This is a genomic window from Sinorhizobium terangae (assembly GCF_009601505.1).
Lineage (GTDB): Bacteria > Pseudomonadota > Alphaproteobacteria > Rhizobiales > Rhizobiaceae > Sinorhizobium > Sinorhizobium terangae.
Map to the genome: position 1 here is coordinate 1 of NZ_WITC01000121.1, position 22783 is coordinate 22783.

The window sequence follows — 22783 nt, forward strand, 5'->3', positions numbered from 1 at the left end:
GTGAAGTTCGCAAAGGTCGAGCAGCCCATATAGTGGTGCAGCTTCTCCCCGTTGAGCGAAAACCGCGAGGTGCCGTCCGGCATGACGCCCTGGCCCTGGGTGGCGCGGATGGCGGTGCACAGATTGGTCTTGCGGCTGAGGCAGGACGGGCAGGCGCGGCATTCCGGGGTGTAGAGCGGAATGACGTGGTCGCCCTTCTTCACGCTGGTGACGCCGGGGCCGACGTCGACGACGATACCGGCGCCCTCGTGGCCGAGGATCGCCGGGAACAGCCCTTCCGGGTCGGCACCGGAGAGGGTGAAATCATCGGTGTGGCAGATGCCGGTCGCCTTCACCTCGACCAGCACCTCGCCGGCGCGGGGGCCTTCGAGCTGAACCGTCATGATTTCCAGAGGTTTGCCGGCCTGAGTGGCGACGGCGGCGCGTACGTCCATGTCTCTTCTCCCTTGTAAATGCTTGCTGGCAGCGGCCCGATAGTCAGCATTGTGGCAGTCGGTGCGCTAAGCTGGAATCGGCGATAAGTTATTCTACTACGTTAATTGGACTGCGGGCGGAAAACGCGCTTCGGCGTCGCTTACCGTCTTGGACGAGTGGTCCGATGGATGCGATCGAGTTCCGCTTCGAGCGCGGCGATGGCCTCGCCGGCCTGAGCGTGCAGTTTCTTGACAAGATCGAGTTGGTCCCGGAGTGCCTCCGTCGAGCCTATGGCGGCATCGTCGTCAGGGGCGCGGCCGATGCCGGCGATCAGCCAGGCTGGAGTGACACCCAGCACGCCAGCAAGCATGAAGAGGCGATTGGTGCGAGGTTCGGCACGGTCTCGTTCCCATGCCGCAACGGTTTCGCAGCGTACGCCAAGCCGATCCGCCAGTTCCGTCATGGAAAGATTCGCGGCGTCACGCGCTCTCCAGATGCGTCCCCCAAGCGTGTCGCCGTCTCCTGTTTCGCGAAGACGCGCGATCATGGTTTCGGTGGACAAGCGCATGGCATTCTCCTTTGGCGCGGGTGCGTTCAAGGGGCCCGGATGGTTGCCGGAAGCGCCCCTGGCTTCCGGCTGCGGGGCGAGTTGAAATCAGCTTATAGGCATTGCGGTGTCGACGGACCACCTCGGAACGTCAAAAACGCGGTCAAATGCGGCTCACTATCAGTCGCATGTTGAAACCTTGCCGAAACGAGCTAAGTTTCGGCCCCGACATTGGAAATCTGCCCGTGAACGAATATGCCCCAGCGGCCGTGGCGCCGCACAATCCCATTATGCGCGGCGTGGCGATCATGCTCTTCGCCATGCTCATCCTGCCCTGCATGGATGCGATTGCGAAATATATGGCGGTCTATGAGGGCATGTCGCCCGGGCAAGTGACCTTCTACCGCTTCTTCTTTCAACTTGTATCGACGGCGCCATTGTTGCTCTCGGCGGGCGGGCTGCGGGCGTTTTATCCGAAGCGGCTCTGGCCGAACATTCTTCGCGGCGTATTGCTCGCGGCGGCGGCGCTCTTTTTCTTCGTTTCAGTGAAATACATGCCGCTCGCGGACGTGTTCGCCATCTACTTCGTGGAGCCGTTCATCCTGACTTGCCTTTCAGCGCTGCTCCTGCGCGAGAGGGTGGGATGGCGTCGATGGTCGGCGATCGCAGTCGGCTTCGGCGGCGCAATGGTTGTCATCCAGCCGAGCTTTGCCGTGTTCGGCCTGACGTCCTTGCTGCCGGTCGCCTGCGCCTTCCTCTTTGCCTGTTACCTCTTCCTGAACCGCGCTGTTGGCAGCGCCGATCCGCCACTGACGATGCAGACGATCGCCGGCATAGGCGGCACGCTGTTCATGGCGGCAGTGATCGCCGTCGGCAATGGATTGGGCGCCGCCGACTTCGAACCGTCACTGCCGCAATCGGCGCTCGGATGGGTGCTCGTTATTGCGCTCGGGACCATTTCGGGCTGGGGCCATCTCCTTGTCGTCAAGGCATTTCAGGCAGCGCCGATATCGCTTCTTGCACCATTCCATTACTTCGAAATCGTCTCGGCTACGGCGCTCGGCTATATCGTGTTCGGCGACTTTCCGACACCATCGAAGTGGCTCGGCATTCTCGTGATCGTCGCGTCCGGGCTGTACATCATATGGCGGGAGCGGCAGGCGCAGAAGCAAAAGCGAGCGTAAGTTTCGCCGGCCACCATACAGATATGACGAATTATGCGACGGGCGGCCGGATTCAGGCCGAGGGAGCCAAGGGTTGGAGACTGTCGCTATCGACGCGCGTCGGTCCAAAGACCGATTCGAATGCCTCCCTAAGCCGGATATCGACGTCGGGCATCATGACCGGCAGGCCAAGATCGACCAAGCTGGTGACACCGTAGCCGCGGATGCCGCAGGGCACGATACCGCCGAAGTGATCGAGGTCCGGATCGACATTCAGCGCGAAGCCATGAAAGCTCACCCATTTGCGGAGCCGGATGCCGATAGCAGCGATCTTATCCTCGGCCGCCGATCCGTCCGGCAATGGCGGCCTTTCCGGGCGACGCACCCATACGCCCACCCGGTCCTCGCGGCGTTCGCCTTTGACGTTCATCGAATCGAGAGTGGTGATAATGACTGCCTCGAGCGCTGCGACAAAGGCGCGCACATCCTGCCGGCGGCGCTTTAGGTCAAGCATGACATAGACGACCCGCTGACCCGGACCGTGATAGGTATATTCGCCGCCCCGGCCAGTCGCAAAGACAGGGAAACGGTCTGGCATCACCAGGTCTGAGGCCTCGGCGCTTGTACCCGCCGTATAAAGAGGCGGGTGCTCGACCAGCCAGACCAATTCGTCCGCCGTGCCGGCGGCAATTGCCGCGGCTTCCCGTTCCATGGTTTCGACCGCCTGTGGATAGTCGACGAGGGACGGGGCAATGCGCCAGCGCACCGCAGGCGATCCTGGCGGTGCAAACATGGTTTGATCGAGATTGTCGCGCTGCATGTGGCCGTATTCCTGGTTTTCCGCCTCCGTACATGGGATGGCGCGGGCCAAGAGTCCAGCATTTCCAGTGCTTCGCGAGGGGGCTGTTGAAATAGTTTCTTTTCTCGTCAAAATTCTGTCGTCTTGCCCTTGTGCACCCCAAAGGCTTTTGCTACATGCAGCCCCGCCGACGCAATCGGCACCTACCACGATGCGGTCGTGGCGGAATTGGTAGACGCGCAGCGTTGAGGTCGCTGTGGGGCAACCCGTGGAAGTTCGAGTCTTCTCGACCGCACCAAATTGAGAGTTAAAAAGCCCCCGTAACCGTTCGGTTCTACGGGGTTTTTTATTTCCGGGCGTCGAGTTGCATGCACTACCGCATGCTTCCTTAAAGCGGGATCGATTTAAGGCCAAATCATGCAGCAACTCAAAGCTCTACAGCGACCTTTGCGCGTCTGATTAGGCGCGCGGCGCTGTAGTATCCTAGATCCGGTACCGCCGCGAGCCGCTGCAGGACGCCACTCGCATTTCGCGCTGGAAGATTAAAACGAACGCCTTCGGTAGCACCCGCGACCAAAATGCCATATTGTGTTGCTAACGAGAGCCATCAAGCGGCGTCGCCGACGCAAGTTTACGAGCGAGCGAGTGGGGCCGCCGCCGCGCTGTGCCAGATCTGGCCATGGGGTCTCTGCAGCATTTTCCGCCCGGCCCGAATGCGGGCCACGGAGACGAAGGCGAGTTGTGTTTCGCCCGCGCACGGGTTCTGTGGGACCTTGCCGCGGTAGAAAAAGCCGTTCGTCGCAAAATCGGAAAAGTAGCCAGAGGCTGGACGCGAATCCGCTTCGCCATCGCGGAATTGTGAAAAGCGGCCAATATGATGGGGTGACAGAGCGGCGAACCTGCTGCATGATTTCTTATATCCGATTCGACTTTACGGATAAGACCTGTAGCAATTCAAAGTATTACGGTGCCCGTCGCGCCATTTTGAAAGCGCCGTGCGCCGTGCCGCAAAGGCGGGTGCTCACCGTTGGCCACTGCTTCGGCATCCGCCTGCTAAACCGCAACTTATTGAGGAACTTTGGAGGCAGGAAACAGTTCACTGTAAGCAGGGAGCCAACAGGCAGCGAACCCGTCTCGGTTGACCGGCCTCCCGCGGGAGAGCATGATGACAAGGAGTGAATCTGACGTCTTCGATCTCTTTTCAGAGATCTATACGAGTGCAGCGCAGGAAGAGATAAGTCTGCAAGAATATCTCCTCGCCTGCCGCGACGACAAGAGTATGTACGCCACCGCGCAAGAGCGCATGGTGGAGGCCATCGGAGAGCCGAACCTCATCGATACGAGCGCGGACGAACGGCTCGGGCGAATCTTCGCCAATCGAACGATCAAGATCTATCCCTCATTCTCTGACTTCTATGGCATGGAGGATACGATCGAGCGGATCGTCGGCTATTTCCGCTATGCCGCGCAGGGCCTCGAAGAGCGCAAGCAAATTCTCTACCTACTTGGGCCGGTTGGCGGCGGCAAATCTTCGTTGGCGGAGCGGCTCAAGAAGCTTATGGAAGCGCGCCCCATCTACACTTTGATGGTCAACGGCAAGATCAGCCCCGTCTTCGAATCCCCGCTCGGTCTGTTCCATCCGGAGCGCATGGCCGATCTTCTTGAGGACAAGTATGGAATCGCCAGACGGCGGCTCACCGGTCTGATCTCGCCTTGGGCGGCCAAGCGGCTGGACGAAGTCGGCGGCGACATTTCGAAATTCAGCGTCGTCAAACTGATGCCATCCCGCTTGCGCCAGATCGGCATCGCGAAGACCGAGCCCGGCGACGAAAACAACCAGGATGTCTCCTCGCTTGTCGGCAAGGTCGATATCCGCCAGCTCGAAAACTACAGCCAGGCCGATCCGGACGCTTATTCCTACAGCGGCGGCCTGAACCGCACCACACAGGGGCTGCTTGAATTCGTGGAGATGTTCAAGGCGCCGATCAAGGTCCTCCACCCGCTGCTGACGGCGACCCAGGAAGGCAATTACAACGGCACCGAGAATTTCGGCGCGTTTCCCTACCAGGGCACCGTTCTCGCGCATTCCAACGAATCCGAGTGGCTTCAGTTCAAGAACAACAAGAACAATGAGGCATTCCTCGACCGCATTCTGGTGGTCAAGGTGCCCTATTGCCTGCGCGTAACCGAAGAGAAGCTGATCTACGAGAAGCTCCTTCGCGAAAGTGAGTTGGTCGACAATCCTTGCGCGCCCGAAGTTCTGGAGTGCTTGAGCCGGTTCACGGTGTCGACCCGCCTTGCTCCGCATGAGAACTCGCCGCTTTACACGAAGATGCGGGTCTATGACGGCGAGAACCTGAAGGACACCGATCCGAAGGCAAAGTCGGTGCAGGAATATCGTGATGCGGCCGGCGTCGACGAGGGCATGACGGGCGTCAGCACCCGCTTTGCCTTCAAGGTGCTGTCGGAGACCTTCAACTATGACACCAAGGAGGTCGCCGCCGATCCCGTGCACCTGATGTACATCATGGAGCAGGCGATCAAACGCGAACAGTTTCCGAAGGAAATCGAGGCAAGCTATCTCGACTTCATCAAGTCGGAATTGGCCACGCGCTATGCCGAATTCATTGGCCATGAGATCCAGAAAGCCTATCTGGAATCCTATAGCGAATACGGCCAGAACCTGTTCGACCGATATATTGCCTACGCCGATGCGTGGCTCGAGGACCAGGACTTCAAGGATCCGGACACCGGACAGATCCTCAATCGGAAGGTTCTCGACAGCGAGCTGTCGCAGATCGAAAAGCCGGCGGGCATCGCCAATCCCAAGGACTTCCGCAACGAGGTCGTGAAGTTCACGTTGCGTGCCCGCGCCAAGAACAGCGGCCGCAATCCCTCGTGGACGAGCTATGAAAAGCTGCGCGAAGTCATCGAAAAGCGTATGTTCGGTCAGGTCGAGGATCTGCTGCCTGTCATTAGTTTCGGCTCCAAGAAGGACAGCGCCACCGAAAAGCAGCATGCCGAGTTCGTCCAGCGCATGATTGAGCGCGGATACACTGAACGCCAGGTTCGGCGGCTCGTCGATTGGTACATGCGAGTGAATAAGGCAGGCTAATGATGCGTACGTTGGGGGTTTGCCAATGCCGAATTTCATCGATCGTCGCCTTAATCCGAAGGACAGGAGCCTCGGCAACCGGCGGCGTTTTCTGAAACGGGCGCGGGAAGAGCTGAAACGGACGATCAAGGAACAGATCAAAGCAGGCAAGATCGCGGACGTCGATGCGGAGCACCGTGTTCCCATGCCCGAGCGTGGCGTCGGCGAGCCATCCTTCCAGCCATCCCCGACCACCGGCGAGAGACAGTATGTTCTGCCCGGCAATCATGAATTCTCGCCGGGTGATCGCCTCCCGAAACCAAGCGCGCGCGGCGGCGCCTCAGGCAAGGGGGCGGGAACGGGTGAGAGCGAAGACGACTTCCAGTTCGTGCTGTCGCGCGACGAAGTCCTCGATCTCTTTTTCGAGGATCTCGAACTCCCCGACATGGTGAAGCTCAATCTCAAGGAATCCGTCGCGTTCAAGCCTCGTCGGGCCGGTTTTGCGACGTCGGGTTCGCCCACGAACATCAATGTGGGGCGCACGATGCGCAACAGCTATGGCCGCCGCATCGCGCTGCGGAGGCCTAGTCGTGCGGACGTCGCCGCGGTCGCCGACGAACTTGCCAAGCTGCAGGCGGAATCGAATACGAGTGGCGCCCACCAGAAACGCATCGAGGCGTTGCGCGAGGAACTGGACAAGCTGGAGCGCCGCCGTCGCCGCATTGCCTATGTCGATCCGGTCGACATCCGCTTCAATCGCTTCGAGCCCCAGCCGCTGCCGAATGCAAGCGCCGTGATGTTCTGCCTCATGGATGTCTCTGCCTCGATGGGCGAGCGGGAGAAGGATCTGGCCAAGCGCTTCTTCGTCCTCCTGCATCTCTTCCTCAAGCGGCGCTACAAGCGCATAGACATCGTCTTCATTCGCCACACCGATGAGGCGGGCGAGGTCGACGAGAACACATTTTTCTACAGCAAGCAGAGCGGCGGCACGGTTGTTTCCACGGCCATCGAGGAGATGCTCCGCATCATTGAAGAGCGCTATCCGGCGCGCGAATGGAACATTTACGCGGCTCAGGCCTCCGACGGGGAAAACAGCGCCGGGGACTCGGACCTTTGCGTTTCGCTTCTCCACCGGCAGGTGATGCGCCTTTGCCAATATTATGCCTATGTTGAAATCATAGATGAGCGCGAGACGGAGATTTTCGGTACGACCGACAATGGTACGTCCCTCTGGCGTGCCTATCGCACGGTCGACAGCGAATGGTCGAACTTCCAGATGACCCGCATTGCGAGACCGTCGGATATCTATCCGGTTTTCCGGAAGCTGTTCGCACGGCAGCCAACCATGCAACTGCGCACTGAAAGGCGATAGGAATGCCAAAGGGCGCAGCCTCAAATCTTCTGTTTCGCGATTCCGATTGGAACTTCGAGACGCTGTCGCGCACCTATGATGCGATCGAAACGATCGCGCTGGATGAACTCCTGCTCGACGTTTATCCGAACCAGCTCGAGATCATCTCCTCCGAGCAGATGCTCGACGCCTATTCTTCTGTAGGGATGCCGCTGATGTACCAGCACTGGTCCTTCGGCAAGCGTTTCGTTTTCGAGGAACACCTCTACCGCAAGGGTCGCCGCGGCCTTGCCTATGAATTGGTCATCAACTCCAATCCTTGCATCACCTACCTGATGGAGGAGAACACCATGGCCATGCAGGCCCTGGTGACGGCGCACGCAGCCTTTGGCCACAATCACTTTTTCAAGAACAACTACCTGTTCCAGCAGTGGACTGACGCCAGCGCCATCTTGAGCTATATGGAGTTTGCCAAGAAATATATCGCCAAATGCGAGGAGCGCTACGGAACGTCCGAAGTCGAGGTCATTCTCGATTCCGCCCACGCACTTATGGATCAAGGCGTCTTCCGATATCGTCGTCCACCGCGGCTTTCGTCCGAGAAGGAACGGGAGCGTGCCCGCGAGCGACTTGAATACGAAGAGCAGACCTACAGCGATCTCTGGAGAACGCTCCCGCCCTCACCGGACGGACACGGATCCAAGGAGGCCGAGCGCGACGCTTCGGAGCGGAAGAAGGAACTCAACCTGCCCGAAGAAAACCTGCTCTATTTCCTCGAAAAGACGAGCCTGATCCTGGAACCCTGGCAGCGGGAACTCCTGCGTATCGTGCGGGTCATCGCCCAGTACTTCTATCCGCAACGGCAGACGAAGGTGATGAACGAGGGCTGTGCGACCTTCGTGCACTACACGATCATGAACAGGCTTTTCGATCAGGGCAGGATCAGCGAAGGCTCCATGCTGGAGATGCTCCACAGCCACTCCAACGTGGTCTTTCAGCCGTCTTTCGACGACCCGCGCTTTCCCGGCATCAATCCCTATGCGCTGGGATTTGCAATGATGCAGGATATCCAGCGCGTCTGCACCGATCCGACGCCGGAAGATCGTGATTGGTTTCCCGAGATCGCCGGCAGCGGCAAATGGCGGGAGACGCTGATCGACGCCTGGGCGAACCATCGCGACGAATCCTTCATCCTGCAATATCTGAGCCCTGCGTTAATCCGCAAATTCAGGTTGTTCCTGCTGACGGACGAGGCCGGCGACAACTACTGCGAGGTCGCCTCGATCCATAATGAGCGCGGCTACGAAACTATACGCACTGCGCTTGCACGCAGCTATGATGTCGCGGCGAACCAGTCGGACATCCAGGTCGTGGACGTCGATCTCCTGGGCGATCGCCACCTGCGCCTGCAGCACAACGTGAAGAACGGCATCCTCTTGGATGAAGCGAGCCGCGACGCCACGCTTCGGCACGTGCGCCATCTTTGGGGGTACGACGTCAGCCTCGCCGGCATTGATGCGGAAACCGACGACGTGCTCTATGAGTGCTCGACGGCGCAGGCTTTCGAATAGATGGTGTCGTTTGGCACGTCACAGCGGCGCGCGCCGACGTGCAGAATTCGCTGCAGCACTTTGAATTGCCGCATGATTTTGATTCCGAAGTAACCGTGCGCTAGGGGGCGGAAGCGCTTACGCCGGCATTAACCAGCCGGAGAGCCGCTATTTCGTCGTGCCGTCAGGCGAGGTCTGTTGCGACGGACCGCCGGTTCCCGACGGGGCAGTAGGACTTCTGTCGGTCGGCGCTGGTTGGCCATCGGCGGGTGCGGGGGTCTGGTTGCCGACGCTGCCGGTCTGTTCTGACGATGGAGCAGGCTGCGTCTGTTCCGTTGCCTGATCGTTGTCGTTGCCTTCGCCCCAGAGTTCAACGGCGCCCCAGGCGAGCAAGGCGAGAAACAGTCCGGCTGTGAGTACCGCCAGGACACGGAGGCCGAGGCCTCCCGGTCTGGTTTCCCGGGGGGAGAATTCTTCCCTGTCCGCGTCATGCGTTTTCGAGACCGGATCGCCGCGTTCATCGAGATACTTGGCCATCGGATAATCTCCATTGATCTCTACCAATGGAGAACGAGGCGGCGATCACAATGTTCCGCGCCGAGGGTGACGTCGTGGCAGCGACGCTGTAGTCCGCGAGCGGCGGTGTCAGGTCAGGGCGCCCAGCTATCCTGGACGCTGCGGCGAACGAGCTTATAGGAATGGTCCGGCTGGACCTCGTATGTTTCGAAAACCATGGTCCCCTGATGCAGGAAACGATGCTGTATCATTGTCCCGGGCGCTGCTTGTGTTCTGCGCTCCGCCGCCTTCTCACCATAGGTGAAGCTGCCGGGGAGGGGCTCGAGATCAGGCGGGGTGGCCGTGCATCCGGCCAGGGCTAATGCGAGAACAGGTATCAGGCGCAATGCTTTCATTTTATATCCCTTGATGCATCGTAACGTCGGCGATCCCAACTGAAGCACTATTGAACTCGTTGGACTGGATTCACCGCTCACCTCTGGTCAGTTTTTCGAACCTTTTGACGGCGCGTTCGCGTTTTAGCCGGGAAAGCCGATGCGTCCAGAAAATACCGGAAAGCTGGTCAATCTCGTGCTGCAGGCAGATCGCCATCAGTCCTTCTGCATATTCTTCCAGTGTTTCGCCGGATAGCGATTGATAGCGCACGCGTACCGCACGCGGTCGCTCGACTTCCTCTGAGATGCCAGGCATCGAGACGCTGCCTTCCGTATGCCGCATCAAGTCTTGGGATTGCCAGATAATTTCCGGATTGGCGAAGACCCGTGGGCCGCTTGTCCGATCCAGTTCGATCACCGTCAGCCGTCGCAGAACACCTACATGATTTGCGGTAATGCCGATCCCCGGGGCAGCGTGCATCGTCTCAAGAAGGTCAGTTGCGAGTTGCCGAAGATCGCCGTCGAAACGTTCGATCGTTTCGGCCGCGGTGGTGAGCACCGGGTGCGGAAAGCGTACGATGGGGAGAACAGCCATACCCGGCCCCTAGCTTGGCAGCCACATGCCTTTTCGGCTCCTTGATTTACGGCTTCCATATGCGTTTGCAACAGCTTGCGCAAAACTTTCGCCGGTTCTTCATTCGCACCTTCTGCCCTGTGGACCTCGCCGGAGCTTTGCGCTACTGCATGACTTCCGGGGTCGGAATCGATCCGACGGTAAAATCACGCAGTAATTCAAAGCGTTACAGTGACCTTGCGGGGAGGAATGCGGGAGCGCTGTAGCAAGGCAAGACGCCGTTCTCTTTCGAGGGAACGGCCGTCATTTGGAATGGCACGCTCGCCTTTCGGGATCTTCGACCCATTTGATTCGGGCGGCTTTGTTTTTCGAGGGCGGCTCTATGAGCAATATCGACGACGACCGTTCGGAAGAAGCCACCGCCTATGACGGCTCGGATATCTATGCCGACGACGGCTCTGTGCGCTCCGACTTCCTGATGCATGTCGGCGCCGCGATTGCCGATCGCGACACCATCTATCTGCGTCAGCACGTCGCCGGCCTTCACGCCTCCGAACTAGGCGACCTTCTTGAAGCCATCCAGCCGGAACAACGCTTGGCGCTCGTCTCGCTGCTCGGCAAGGAGTTCGATCTCGCGGCGCTGACTGAGGTCGACGAAGCGATCCGTCTCGACATCGTCGAACATTTGCCTAACGAGCAGATCGCCGAGGCTATCGGAGAGATGGACTCCGACGATGCGGTCTACATTCTGGAGGACCTTGATCAGGAGGATCAGGAAGAGATCCTCGCCAAGCTGCCTTTCACCGAGCGCGTTCGCCTGCGTCGCTCGCTCGACTATCCGGAAAGCACCGCCGGCCGGCGCATGCAAACGGAATTCGTCGCGGTGCCGCCGTTCTGGACCGTCGGTCAGACGATCGACTACATGCGCGAGGACGAGGATCTTCCCGACAGTTTCACGCAGATCTTCGTCATCGACCCGACTTTCAAACTTCTCGGAACCGTCGATCTCGACCGTGTCCTTCGCACCAAGCGGTCGATCAAGGTCGATGCCATTATGCGCGATACCAGCCATGCCATCCCCGCCGAGATGGACCAGGAAGAGGCGGCCCAGCTTTTCGAACAGTACGACCTCTTGTCGGCCGCCGTCGTCGACGACAACGACCGACTGGTGGGCGTGCTGACCATCGACGACGTGGTTGACGTGATCCAGGAAGAAGCGGAGGAGGACCTGCTGCGCCTGAGCGGCGTCGGCGACGAGGAACTGTCGGACTCCGTTGCTGAGGCCTCGCGCTCGCGGGTGCCGTGGCTCTTCATCAACTCGATGACGGCCTGTATCTCCGCCTCGGTCATCGGCCTTTTCGATGCGACCATCCAGCAGATCGTGGCTTTGGCCATCCTGATGCCGATTGTGGCCGGCATGGGCGGCAATGCGGGTTCGCAGACCATGACCGTGACCGTGCGCGCGCTCGCAACCCGCGGCCTCGACATTCACAATGCGCCGCGGATCATTCGCCGCGAAGCCGGGGTAGGGCTCCTGAACGGCATGATTTTCGGGACTTTCATCGGCCTGGTGGCGGGCCTGTGGTTCCAAGATCCCAATATCGGCGGCATTATCGCCACGGCAATGCTGATCAACATGATGGCCGCCGCGCTCGCCGGCATCATGATTCCGCTTCTCCTCGAAAAATCCGGTGCGGACCCGGCCGTTTCCTCTGCCGTATTCGTCACTGCGGTCACCGACATAACCGGCTTCTTCAGCTTTCTCGGCATCGCCACGTGGTGGTTTCACGTCACATGACACGGCGCGTTGTTTGACTTTTACGTCAAAGTCAACGATAGTGACGCCTCGAAATTTGATGGGACGGCGGCGTGAATAAATACTATAGCATCACTGAGCTAACGCGGGAATTCGGCATCTCAACCCGAACGCTGCGCTTCTACGAGGATGAAGGCCTCATTCATCCTGAGCGCCGCGGCCGCACGCGATTGTTTCGGCCGGCTGACCGCCATCTCATCAAGGAAATCCTGCGCGGCCGCCGCATCGGTTTCACCATTGCCGAAATTCGCGAGATCATTCAGGTCTACAAAGATCCGCCGGGCGAGATGGGCCAGCTCCAGCTTCTGATGACGCGCGTCGAGGAAAAGCGCGAAGAATTGCGGCAGAAGCGCAAGGATATCGATGACACGCTCGCCGAGCTCGACAATGTCGAGGAGGCCTGCCTGACGCGTCTCGCGGAAATCGGCGTCGGCACCTAGCGCGGGCCGAAAGGCTTGTCCAAAAGGTGGCGGTCGGGGTCAGATCCACCGGGCGGTACGGCGGCAGTAGCGTTCGAACTCGAAGCCGAAGCGCGACAGCAGATGTCTCTCTTCATTGCGGATGACAAAGACGGTTGTCAGCGCCACAGCCGCTATCGCCGCGATGAAAAGCCACGGGTTGGCTGTTATCAATCCGGTGCCGATCATCAGCAGCGTGTAGCCGAGATAGATCGGATTGCGGGTGAAGCGAAAAGGACCGCAGGTAACGAGGCAGGTGGCGCACCGGGTCGGCAGGATCGCGGTGCGCCGGTCGAGCAGTGTCTTTACGGCCCACAGGCTGATCGAGATCGCCGCAAAGATCATGGCGCATCCGGTGAGCCACGCAAACCAGCCGGTTCCGTTCGCGACCGGAATGGGGAAGAAACGGTTGAACGTCAGCGCAATCAGAACGGCCGCGCCATAAAGCACGGCGGGCCAAGGGAAATTCAGCGGCTTGGCACGATAGGCATTCATGTCCTAGTCCCCTGATTGCACGTCCATTGTGCATTGACGAGCGATTCGCGCAATGCGTTCATCGGTGTTCACGTCGATCTTGCCCATGTTTAAGTCCCCAAAAAGGCTTTGTTCTTTCAGCCGGTCGAGCGTGCAGCCGCAGAACGCTTCGCATGGCGCACCAGGGTCTGAGCGGTTGCAAGCTGCCACGCAGTTTGCGCGGTAAGCTTGTTCCGGGTCCGGTGCTGCGGCGGGTGCGATCTGGGCAAAGAGATAGACGAGGCCGATGAGCAGCGGCTGGTGTACGAGGTATATGGCCAGACTGTGACGGCCGCCGAAGGCAAGCGGCTTGATCCACAGGTTGCTCCGGCTTTCCTCCCGTTTGGTCGACGCTCCCCGGCTGATGAGGAACGGGTGAAGCAGCTTTGCCGTTCCAAGGCCGACCAGGAAGGGGGCAAGCCAGGGAAGGAGAGGCACGTAGTCATTCGAGCGTGGAATCGTTTCGGAAAGTCCGACCCACCAGAGCAGAGGCGTATCGAAAATGGACGAACGCAGGTAGAGCGGCGCAGCGAAAGCCGCCGCCGCGGCGACGAAGGAAACGATCGCGGGAAGTGGCAGGAACAGGAGGCCGACAAGACTTGCGGCGGCGATCGAATGAAGGATGCCGAAGAAAATGAAAGAATCCGGGAAGACGAACCACGTCGCGATGCTGATCAGCAGCGCCGCACCGGCTATCTTCACGAAGCGGCGCCCAAAGGCGCGCAGGCGAAGATTTGGACGCTGGCCGAGCACAAGGCTGTAGCCCGCCAGAAACAGGAAACTGCTTGCGATGAGACGGGCGAAAAGCCGCCAGCCGCCCGTCGCCGCCGTACCCGCCGTCACATACCCGAAGAACTCGAGATCCCAGACGAAGTGATAGATTGCCATGGTGACGAGCGCTGAGCCCCGAAGCGCATCCAGAAGGGCGATCCGATGACGCTTTTTTATGTCAGATGACGCGTGTCGCGTATCGGAAATCGTTGTTGCTGTGTTTTCGGACATCGGCTCTGGCCATTCTGTTTTTCGAGACAAGTTCGCATGTCTGGCTTGCGCCGGCCACGCGCGGATGTTCTTCGACTGAGGAGCAGCGCGTGTCTCCCTACTGCATGCTTCCTTAAACCGGAATCGATTTAAGGACAAAATCATGCAGCAATTCAAAGTGCTACAGCGCCTTTGCCCGGCCGATTGGACGCGCGGCGCTGTCGCGCCGATCTCAGTTTTTGAGAGCCTCGCGGGCGTCCTCGATGAGAGCCTCTCTCGCCTCGGAGAAGAACTGCCGCCGCATCAGCACGAAGATGACGAAGGCGGTGAGGACGATGAAAACATAGGGGCTGATAAACCAGCCAAGATACCCGATCGACAGGAAGATCGCCCTCAGTCCCGCATTGAAGTGCTTGGCCGCCAGGATGTTCATGCGGATTGCACGCTCGGCGGCCTGCTCGGCCGCCTGCCGGTCGCGCGTCATTTCCGCCGTCATCGGAATGCCGCCCATCAGGATGGAGCAATAATTGAAAAGGCGATAGGACCAGCCGAATTTGAAGAAGGAGTAGCCGAAGAGGCAGGTCAGGCCGCCGACCTTCAGCTCGAAGCCCGTCCGTCCGCCCCGGAATACGTGCGGAAGGTCGTTGAAGATCATCTGCACCTGGTCGGTCGCGCCGAGCAGAGCGAAACAGCCGCCGAGCGCGAAGATGGTGGTCGAGGCAAAAAAGGCGGTGCCGGCCTGCAATCCGGCAATGATCTGTGTGTCGATCATCTTCAGGTCGCGGTTGAGCGAATTGCGAATCCATCGCCGGCGGTTTTCGTTCATTAGCCGGGTCAGGCTGACGCGCTTGAAAGTGCGCCGGCCGTCGGTCGCCCAGTTGAAGCCGCCCCATAGCAGGACGAAGATGCCGAGTGCGATGTAATCTTCGAGGGTCATGCAGGCGTTTTTGGCATGGCTGTCTGAAAATGCAAGATCGGTACTCTTGGCGCTGTTTGGCCCCCAATGTCGCCTCGACACGATTTTGCCACATTTCGAAGTTGCAGCTTAACACATTCTTCAGTATGCATGGCGCATGCGCGGGCCGCGGATGCAGTGCCCGCCGACCTCTGTGTACTCGGAGACATCATGGACAATACAATACAGAAGTCGTGCTGGGGCGTGACTGTTCGCGCCGTGGCTGGTTTCGCAGGCGTTCTGGTCCTGGCCTATCTTTTCGGCGGCCTTTGAGATCGAAGCATTCCATCAGGGCGACGCGGTTTCCCAAGACCGCGTCGTTTTGATTCGAAGGTGACCTTCTCGCAACTCGCTTTTGCGTCATGTCGCACGAACAAAATCCAATGTCGGTTGATCGCCTGATCGATGGGGATGGGATAGCTTAGGGTTCGATCCTATATCTATAGGGTAGCCGACACCGCTGGCTCCAAGGAGGAACCAAGTGGGTGTCGGCCTTGCAATCATCGGCGCTTCGGGTGGTATACCTGACGGCGTTTCCGTGCTCCGGGGCAGGCAGTTTATGTTTCTTTCCGTCTTTGACGTCTTCAAGATCGGTATCGGTCCTTCGAGTTCGCACACGATGGGACCAATGTCGGCGGCAAACAGGTTTCTCGACCTCATCCTTTCCGACGACTGGCCGCGACCGACACATGCGAGCGTCGCCGCCATCAAGGTCAGTCTGCACGGTTCGCTCGCGCATACCGGCATCGGCCATGGCACCGGTCGAGCGGTTATCCTCGGCCTGATGGGCGAGCGTCCGGATCTCGTCGATCCCGACAGCATGGATGCAATCATCGACGAGGTGGAACGCACAGGCCGCATCGCGCCTGCCGGACATCCGCCCTACGCCTTCCAGCCGAAAACAGACCTGGTCTTCGACAAGAAAGTGCCTCTGCCCGGCCACGCCAACGGCATGTCCTTCTCGGCCTTCGATCGCGACGGACGGTTGCTCTTGAAGCGGATCTACTACTCGATCGGCGGCGGCTTCGTCGTGACCGATACGGAGCTCGAGGCGATGCGCGCCGCCAAGAACAAGCCTGCGGGCGTGAAGGTGCCTTATCCTTTTGCAACGGCGCAGCAGATGCTCGATATGGCGGCTCGTTCGGGGCTCACCATCGCCCAGATGAAGCGGGCGAACGAGGAATGCTCGATGTCGAGGGACGAGCTCGACGCCGGCCTCGACCGGATCTGGGAAGCGATGAAGAGCTGTATCGATCGGGGTTTGAGCCAGGACGGCATCATGCCGGGCGGCCTGAAGGTTCGCCGGCGTGCGCGTTCGATTCACGACAAGCTTCAGGAAGAGTGGCGATCCAACAAGACCAATCCGCTGCTCGCAAACGACTGGTTGAGCGTCTACGCGATGGCGGTCAACGAGGAGAATGCGGCCGGCGGCCGAGTTGTGACCTCGCCGACGAATGGCGCCGCCGGCGTCGTCCCGGCGACCATCCGCTATTATCTCCATTTCCATGACGATGCCGATCAGGAGGGCATCCGCGATTACCTGCTGACCGCCGCAGCCGTTGGCGGCATCATCAAGCATAATGCTTCGATCTCGGGCGCAGAGGTCGGCTGTCAGGGCGAGGTCGGCTCGGCCTCCGCCATGGCGGCTGCAGGTCTTGCTGCCGTAATGGGAGGCACACCGGAGCAGATCGAGAACGCCGCTGAGATCGCGCTCGAGCACCACCTTGGCATGACCTGCGACCCTGTCGCCGGGCTCGTGCAGGTGCCGTGCATCGAACGCAATGCCCTTGGTGCCGTCAAGGCGGTCACGGCGGCCTCCCTTGCCCTCAAGGGCGATGGCAAGCACTTCGTACCGCTCGACGCCTGCATCGAGACCATGCGGCAAACCGGCGTGGACATGAGTGAGAAATACAAGGAAACCTCCACGGGCGGTCTCGCGGTGAATGTCGTCGAGTGCTGACGCCTCGGCGTTTGCGGGAGCCGCAGCGCAAACCACCACGCGGTTTTCTGCCCCAATCCTGCCATAGGATGATGAGGTCGGCTGAGGGGCGCTCTTGTGGACGAACGGCTTCAACACGCTTGACCACGGCCGGCGGACGGGTGTTCAAGGTTTCCTATGGCGTTGCATCTCATAAAGCTCTGTGTCGGCGCAGAATCGGTCGAGGACCTGCGCGAGTGGGTTTCGCGCAAGGCGCTGGCTGCGATTGCGGCCGGCCAGGAGCCCCATTCGTTCCATACGACCCGGATGGTACCGAAACGGACCGAGGAACTGCTTGCCGGTGGTTCACTCTATTGGGTGATCAAGGGGCATGTGCAGGCGCGGCAGCCTTTGATCGGGATAGAAACCTTCACCGACGGCGAGGGCATCGGCCGCTGCAATCTCATCCTCGGACCGGAAGTGGTTGAAACCGAGCTGCAGCCGCGCCGGGCTTTCCAGGGATGGCGCTATCTGCAGGACAACGAGGCGCCGCGCGACCTGGCTTCGCTCTCCTCCGGCGAGGCGGACATGCCGCTGGAACTGCGGCGCGAACTGGCGGAACTCGGCCTTCTCTAAGCAATTCCAGGAAGGCGTGTCCTTCCATCCGGAATTACGGGGGAGAGCCCTCGACATTCCTGGAAATCAGTGGATGCGCAATCGGAGCGGATAACGACGGCCGGGCGCGGTCACATGCAGGTGGATGCCGGCGCGGGGCTGGGTCGAGCGCCAAGCGCGCGCGCCATGCGTCAAAAGCATCCCGACGAGATCGCGCGTCTTCGCTTTCGAGCGGGTCAAGCCGATGTCGGCGATGCGCATGGCGGCCTCATGCAGCGGATGCAGACCGATGCGTGAAGATCTCGTTTTCTTTCCCGGCATCACGGTAACACCGGGAACATTCTCGTTCACTGCCATGACCAACCTCGTTACGCTCTACAATTCCGAGGAAGACGGCCGGGCAAAACGCACCCCGCCGTCAGAAAGTCGTGTTTGTTACATCTGGCTCGCCCAGCAAGCGAAACCCTTCTTCTTCAATACCTTGCATGCATTGACAGCTTTGTCCTGGTCGTCGAAGCCGCCGAAACGTGCGCGGTAGACCTGGCCACCGCCGTTCGAGAAGGCGACGGTAAACGGTGTCGCGTTGCGCAACGTCTTGCCGCCTTTTTCCTTGGCGTTGCCGAGAAGCGTCATCGCCTGCGCCTTGTCAGGCGTTGCGCCGATCTGGATGACCCAACCCTGTGGTTGCGCCTGTTGTTCCGGCTGGGTCTCTACCTTGGCGGCAACCGAGTTGGTGATCTGGGTATCGACATCCCCGGCCGCCGGCTCTGCGGCGAGCTTGGCGCTCTGGGCGTCGAGTGTGTTCGGCGCGATCTTGCCAGTAAGCACCGGATTGTCGGACACTGGCTGCGTTGCAGCGTAGGCCATTTCCATACGGCTGGAGCTTTCGCCACTGTAGCGGAAGTCCGGAACCGGGCCGGTATTGGGCAGATTCATGGCAGCCGAGGCGACCGCAACGGGCGCTGCCGCAGGCTTGACTTCGGCCTGCGCAACGGCGGCAACGGGCGGTTCGGCGGTCGGTGTTTGGGCGATCAGGTTGCCGCCGCCACGGCGCGAAGCGGCCGGCATGTATTTGGCGACGAGCTTGCGCATCTGGGCGTCGCGAGCACCACCGGACGTTCCGCCCAGCACGACGGCGACAATGCTGCGACCGTCGAGCTGTGCCGAGGTCACCAGGTTGAAGCCTGAGGCGCGGGTGTAACCGGTCTTGATGCCGTCGACACCGCGGACATTACCAAGCAGCCGGTTATGGTTGCCGATCGTCTGCTTACCGAAACGGAAGCTCCGCGTAGAGAAATAGTCGTAATATTGCGGAAAGTGCTGCCTGAGCGCGATGCCAAGCCGCGCCTGATCACGGGCCGTCGTCTTCTGGTCCGGGTTCGGCAGGCCGTTGGCATTGCGATAGGTTGTGTGCGTCATGCCGAGCGCACGCGCCTTGTTGGTCATCATCCGGGCAAAACGCTGTTCGGAACCGCCCAGGAGTTCGCCCAGTGCCGTGGCAGCGTCGTTGGCCGAGCGCGTCACGAGCGAGAGGATCGCCTGCTCGACGGTGATCGAATTGCCGGCGCGCACACCCAGTTTGGATGGGGGTTCTGCCGCGGCGTTCTTGGAGAACGGAACTGGCGTGGACTTGCTGATCCGTCCTGCTTCCAGCGCTTCGAACGTAAGATACAGCGTCATCATTTTGGTGAGAGACGCCGGATAGCGCAACTCGTCCGCATCCTCGCCGTAAAGCACCTTGCCGGTTTTCGCATCGACGACGATGCCGGCGTATTTCGAATTGGCCATTGCCGGCGCGGAGAGTGCCAATAGGGCAACGGCGCCGGCGAGGACAATCCGTCCTGCGATTTTTGAAAAGGCGCCAAGCGGGCGTTTCGCGATATCAAAAAAAACGGATTGAGACACTACGCTGCTCTTTATTCTCATGTCATGGATGCCGTCCGGACATGTCGCCGGAAACGACCGTTCCTGCGACAGTATCGGGATAGCGTTACCAATCGGTTTATGATGAATGATTGGTTTCCTGGAGCGGGCCGTTTTGTTCAGGAACGGCACCGGTCAACCCAACCGGGTCGGCGCTTCGCCTGCACCACGACTCTTGGACAAAATCAGGGCGCCAGCCGGCTGCGAACGAAGGTTTCCACGGAATCGTCGATCAGTCGCCATTGCGGCAGCAGCTTGCTCGAAAAACGATAGAGCGCGGTGAGATCCTTGCCGACATGCACGTCGCGCTGGCAGTCGGCGCTGGTCGATGCTTCGGCGTCCGCGGGCAGGGTACAGCGCAGCACGTAAGGCGATCGCCCGGCACGGTCCGCGGTGAAGAAAACTTCACCGGCGTAGCTTGTATTCGACTTGGCGTCGTGCCGGATCAAGCCGGCGGGGCCGGGATGCGCCTCGTTGCTGAGGATGTGGCGATAGATAGGCTCCAGGCGTCCCGACATGTCCTGCGACATCGTGCTTTGTGAGAGTTGCAGAAAGATCAGGTTTTCTGGCCGGTTGATATCGTCGAACAAGTTCCGGGTATTCTCGCCATAGCCTTCGAGCGCCGGCCAGGTCAGGTAAAGGTCGATGCGCTCGGCAATACTCGTCGCGCGCTGGCTTTCGAAGCGGATGATGTTGGCCGGTAGCCGCAGGTGATCCTGCCCGATGAAGATGTCGTAGATTTCTTGACTGGAGGTGTGTCCGGCAAGCGCGAGCCTGGCCCCAAGCCGGTGTCCGGAAATCGAGACGATCACGGTCAGTGCCGCCAGCAGAACGACGACCGCGGCAACCTTGTAGACGAGGCGCGGTGAGAGGAGCGGCGAAAGTTCCGGTTCGGGGCCGCTGGATGGCGCATTCATGCAGGATCGTCCGTCGCGGTGGCTTTTGTTGTGCCCCAATCCAGGATCGAGGAAAGGAGTTGGTCTGGCCGGGATGGTCACCTTCGACGGTCGACGAATATGGTTAATTTTCGGTGAAATGCACTTTGGGTCAGCGCCGGCGGGGCGGGCTCCTCGGAAAAGAAAAGCCGGTTCCGGGGACAACGGAACCGGCCACTGCATGATTCCCTAGATCGGAAGCGATGTGAGGACAAAATCATGCGGCAATTCAAAGTGCTACGGCGACCCTTGCGCGTCCAATTGGACGCGCGGCGCTGTAGGGGCCTGGTCGACACGGGGAACGCGGAATTGACCGAAGCCCGACAGATGTCATCAGTGGATGGCAGCCCGGCAGAGCGCCTTTATTGTGTCTTGACGCTGCCGACTGCCACGGCGCGGCCGTCCTGCAGTTTCACCCAGCGTCCGGCATTCTCGGAAGACTGCCGCTTCAGGAAGGTGTACTCGGTCTCCGACCAGCGAAGCACCTTGCTGCGCATGTTGTCGAGGATGAAGTCGCCGCGGTCGGTGCGTACGGTAAGAACCGCATGGCCGTCGCCATTTGGCTGCAGCACGACGGTGATCAGCAGATCGGCGGGAGAAAGGCCGCTCTCGATCAGCTTGCGGCGCTTGAGGAGCACATAGTCCTCACAGTCGCCGACGGTGTCCGGATAGGACCATTCTTCTTCGACGCCATGGATTTCCATGTCGGTCATCGGGGTCACCGCCTGGTTGACCTCATAATTGACCTCGAGAATTTTCTGCCAGCTCTCGCGGGTCAGCACCATCGGGCCACCATCGGTTCCATTGGCGGTGCATTCGGACGGATTGTGCTTGCAAAACTCGTAGTGACCGATCGGCGGATTGGTTGTGCCGCCCACCGTGATGTTCGCCGGAAGGGCGAGGGCTGCCTCGGTCAGGAAGCCGACGAAAAGGGCCGCGACCGCAATCGTCTTGGTGATGGCTCTGTGCATTGTTGTCTCCCCGTTATGGTTCGACAATGGCACAGAGTTTTTTATCCGCGGCGAAGAAGCGAGGTAAAAACAAGTACAAATAAGAATAGTATGCGCAGAAAATAAGAATAAAAAGCCAATCAAATAAGAATAAATATTGATTCAAATTTTAATGAAGCTTCCATCTGCGGGGAGTCGATTGGTGCTGCTCAAGATTTGCCATCCTGCTGAAAAACAAGGGTAATTAGAGGAGAAGGGCCAACTCGTGGCCGAGGCGATTGTGCCAACTGCTTGGATATGTTGCGGTGTCTGAAGTCGCGGAAAGAGACTGTTAAAACCGGGGCTTGCGCCCAATTCTCAGCCCGGACGGGCAATACGCGGCAAATTTTTCCGAAAAAATATTTGAGAAACGCTCGACCGTCACACGAGGGACGTCGTGTTCCACGTCGGCTCATCGTGTCCAGGATGGCTCGTGTACGATGCAAGTGACCCCACGGGGGCGCCGACAAGGAGGTGCCTTGGTCGCCGCGAACGTCATCATCGGGCGTTCGCCGTCGTGGTGCATGTGGCGGCGGGGTCGAAACACGGGATAACTGTCAGAGGCATTCGCTGCGTCGAGCGTCCGACAGGTTTACCGCGGATGACTCAAAGGAATTCGGCCAGTGCCTCGCGAGACTGGATGCCGGAGAATTCGACCGCTACACCTTCCTGGAAGTGCCGAACGATCCTGCCCTTCATGTTGCCGAGCTTGACGGGGGTGCCGATCGAGGGCCGGGTTTCGATGTCGATCGCGGCGCCCGAGAGGGAGAGGTCAATGATGCGGCAAGCGTATTTTTCGCCCGTGCCCAGCGTGAGTTCGGTCAGGGCCTTGCGCGGGAGGAGGCGGTCATGGCGCCGATCCTCCGGCAGGCCGAGCTCGTGCTTGTTGGCGATCCATGTCAACTGCGCCGCCAGCTTCTCGCGCTTTCGCTCGGTGGCGTTGAGCTGGATGACGAAAGCGTGATCCGCGAGTCGCGACACGGTGCCCTCGAGTCGTCCGACGTGCTCGATATAGGCGACGATCCGCTCGCCGGCGCGTGGGCGGGCGGGCGAGGAAAACACCACGTCGCCGGGCGACATGTCGACTGCGGTGCAATCAAATTCATCGCGATTGGCAAGCATCAGTCGTCCCGAAAGATTTACCGAAACGCGCTGAAAGGCACTTTCCTGGTGCGGCTTCGGGCCGGTCTTTTGTGCGTGCTGAAACGAGAACATGGTCACTCTGCGATCGAAGTATCCTTGCCTGTGAAATTATAGGCGGTCTCGGTTAATAGAAGGTTGGCCCAGCGATGGGCTAC

Annotated in this window: 22 protein-coding genes and 1 tRNA gene; 9 read left to right on the forward strand and 14 right to left on the reverse strand. The window is 59.8% G+C overall.

Features of this window, described 5'->3' with window-relative positions; genetic code table 11:
- Positions 1 to 434: alcohol dehydrogenase catalytic domain-containing protein (locus tag GHK62_RS28295; protein WP_153442270.1), on the reverse strand; the 434-nt coding region annotated here is incomplete at its 3' end.
- A gap of 140 nt (positions 435 to 574) precedes the next feature.
- Positions 575 to 982, reverse strand: coding sequence for a helix-turn-helix domain-containing protein (locus tag GHK62_RS28300; RefSeq protein ID WP_153442271.1), 408 nt, complete (start codon positions 980 to 982; stop codon positions 575 to 577).
- A gap of 269 nt (positions 983 to 1251) precedes the next feature.
- Here GHK62_RS28300 and GHK62_RS28305 point away from each other — a divergent pair, with 269 nt between their 5' ends.
- Positions 1252 to 2145 carry a DMT family transporter gene (locus GHK62_RS28305; RefSeq protein WP_167528388.1) on the forward strand — a complete coding sequence of 298 codons (894 nt, stop codon included), beginning with the start codon at positions 1252 to 1254 and terminating at the stop codon, positions 2143 to 2145.
- A gap of 52 nt (positions 2146 to 2197) precedes the next feature.
- Here GHK62_RS28305 and lipB read toward each other — a convergent pair whose 3' ends face one another.
- The gene (gene lipB, locus GHK62_RS28310) at positions 2198 to 2944 is read right to left on the reverse strand and encodes a lipoyl(octanoyl) transferase LipB (RefSeq protein ID WP_153442410.1); all 747 of its coding nucleotides are present in this window, start codon (positions 2942 to 2944) and stop codon (positions 2198 to 2200) included.
- Positions 2945 to 3136: 192 nt separating this feature from the next.
- On the opposite strand from lipB, the gene GHK62_RS28315 reads away from it, so the two are divergent.
- From GHK62_RS28315 to GHK62_RS28330, 4 genes are all read left to right on the forward strand, one after another.
- Positions 3137 to 3221: transfer RNA gene (locus tag GHK62_RS28315), tRNA-Leu, on the forward strand.
- Between the two features lie 867 nt (positions 3222 to 4088).
- The gene (locus tag GHK62_RS28320; protein WP_153442272.1) at positions 4089 to 6038 is read left to right on the forward strand and encodes a PrkA family serine protein kinase; all 1950 of its coding nucleotides are present in this window, start codon (positions 4089 to 4091) and stop codon (positions 6036 to 6038) included.
- Positions 6039 to 6063: 25 nt separating this feature from the next.
- Positions 6064 to 7389 (forward strand): YeaH/YhbH family protein, encoded by a 1326-nt coding sequence (locus GHK62_RS28325; protein WP_153442273.1) that lies wholly within the window; start codon positions 6064 to 6066, stop codon positions 7387 to 7389.
- Positions 7390 to 7391: 2 nt separating this feature from the next.
- Positions 7392 to 8939: a SpoVR family protein gene (locus GHK62_RS28330; protein WP_153442274.1), complete on the forward strand. Its 1548-nt coding sequence runs from the start codon at positions 7392 to 7394 to the stop codon at positions 8937 to 8939.
- 147 nt (positions 8940 to 9086) lie between these two features.
- Here GHK62_RS28330 and GHK62_RS28335 read toward each other — a convergent pair whose 3' ends face one another.
- From GHK62_RS28335 to GHK62_RS28345, 3 genes are all read right to left on the reverse strand, one after another.
- A complete protein-coding gene (locus tag GHK62_RS28335; RefSeq protein ID WP_153442275.1) occupies positions 9087 to 9455 on the reverse strand; it encodes a hypothetical protein in 369 nt (122 codons plus the stop codon).
- A 113-nt stretch (positions 9456 to 9568) separates the two neighbouring features.
- Positions 9569 to 9829 (reverse strand): hypothetical protein, encoded by a 261-nt coding sequence (locus GHK62_RS28340; protein WP_153442276.1) that lies wholly within the window; start codon positions 9827 to 9829, stop codon positions 9569 to 9571.
- Positions 9830 to 9899: 70 nt separating this feature from the next.
- A complete protein-coding gene (locus tag GHK62_RS28345; RefSeq protein ID WP_153442277.1) occupies positions 9900 to 10403 on the reverse strand; it encodes a peptide deformylase in 504 nt (167 codons plus the stop codon).
- 361 nt (positions 10404 to 10764) lie between these two features.
- Between GHK62_RS28345 and mgtE the strand changes: the two genes are divergently transcribed.
- Entirely contained in the window at positions 10765 to 12180 is a 1416-nt protein-coding gene (gene mgtE / locus GHK62_RS28350; protein WP_153442278.1) for a magnesium transporter, read from the forward strand.
- Between the two features lie 71 nt (positions 12181 to 12251).
- Entirely contained in the window at positions 12252 to 12638 is a 387-nt protein-coding gene (locus GHK62_RS28355; RefSeq protein WP_136504391.1) for a MerR family transcriptional regulator, read from the forward strand.
- 39 nt (positions 12639 to 12677) lie between these two features.
- On the opposite strand, the gene GHK62_RS28360 is transcribed toward GHK62_RS28355, so the two are convergent.
- The 3 genes from GHK62_RS28360 to GHK62_RS28370 form a co-directional block, all read right to left on the reverse strand.
- Positions 12678 to 13151 carry a methyltransferase family protein gene (locus tag GHK62_RS28360; RefSeq protein WP_153442279.1) on the reverse strand — a complete coding sequence of 158 codons (474 nt, stop codon included), beginning with the start codon at positions 13149 to 13151 and terminating at the stop codon, positions 12678 to 12680.
- A gap of 3 nt (positions 13152 to 13154) precedes the next feature.
- Complete coding sequence (locus GHK62_RS28365) at positions 13155 to 14171, reverse strand: heparan-alpha-glucosaminide N-acetyltransferase (protein ID WP_153442280.1); 1017 nt, start codon at positions 14169 to 14171, stop codon at positions 13155 to 13157.
- A 211-nt stretch (positions 14172 to 14382) separates the two neighbouring features.
- Positions 14383 to 15087 carry a DUF599 domain-containing protein gene (locus tag GHK62_RS28370; RefSeq protein ID WP_153442281.1) on the reverse strand — a complete coding sequence of 235 codons (705 nt, stop codon included), beginning with the start codon at positions 15085 to 15087 and terminating at the stop codon, positions 14383 to 14385.
- Positions 15088 to 15664: 577 nt separating this feature from the next.
- On the opposite strand from GHK62_RS28370, the gene GHK62_RS28375 reads away from it, so the two are divergent.
- Together GHK62_RS28375 and GHK62_RS28380 are read left to right on the forward strand one after the other, a co-directional pair.
- Positions 15665 to 17065 carry an L-serine ammonia-lyase gene (locus tag GHK62_RS28375; RefSeq protein WP_153442411.1) on the forward strand — a complete coding sequence of 467 codons (1401 nt, stop codon included), beginning with the start codon at positions 15665 to 15667 and terminating at the stop codon, positions 17063 to 17065.
- Positions 17066 to 17221: 156 nt separating this feature from the next.
- The gene (locus GHK62_RS28380) at positions 17222 to 17659 is read left to right on the forward strand and encodes a DUF1489 family protein (RefSeq protein ID WP_153442282.1); all 438 of its coding nucleotides are present in this window, start codon (positions 17222 to 17224) and stop codon (positions 17657 to 17659) included.
- A 66-nt stretch (positions 17660 to 17725) separates the two neighbouring features.
- Here GHK62_RS28380 and GHK62_RS28385 read toward each other — a convergent pair whose 3' ends face one another.
- The 5 genes from GHK62_RS28385 to GHK62_RS28405 form a co-directional block, all read right to left on the reverse strand.
- On the reverse strand, positions 17726 to 17995 hold the full coding sequence (locus GHK62_RS28385) for a hypothetical protein (RefSeq protein WP_153442283.1): 270 nt from the start codon (positions 17993 to 17995) through the stop codon (positions 17726 to 17728).
- Between the two features lie 78 nt (positions 17996 to 18073).
- Positions 18074 to 19564 (reverse strand): D-alanyl-D-alanine carboxypeptidase family protein, encoded by a 1491-nt coding sequence (locus GHK62_RS28390; RefSeq protein ID WP_153442284.1) that lies wholly within the window; start codon positions 19562 to 19564, stop codon positions 18074 to 18076.
- 182 nt (positions 19565 to 19746) lie between these two features.
- The gene (locus tag GHK62_RS28395; RefSeq protein WP_153442285.1) at positions 19747 to 20478 is read right to left on the reverse strand and encodes a hypothetical protein; all 732 of its coding nucleotides are present in this window, start codon (positions 20476 to 20478) and stop codon (positions 19747 to 19749) included.
- A 380-nt stretch (positions 20479 to 20858) separates the two neighbouring features.
- Entirely contained in the window at positions 20859 to 21467 is a 609-nt protein-coding gene (locus tag GHK62_RS28400; protein ID WP_153442286.1) for a transglutaminase-like cysteine peptidase, read from the reverse strand.
- A gap of 624 nt (positions 21468 to 22091) precedes the next feature.
- Positions 22092 to 22700, reverse strand: a complete 609-nt coding sequence (locus tag GHK62_RS28405; protein WP_153442287.1) for a PilZ domain-containing protein — start codon at positions 22698 to 22700, stop codon at positions 22092 to 22094.
- Positions 22701 to 22783 lie beyond the last annotated feature (83 nt).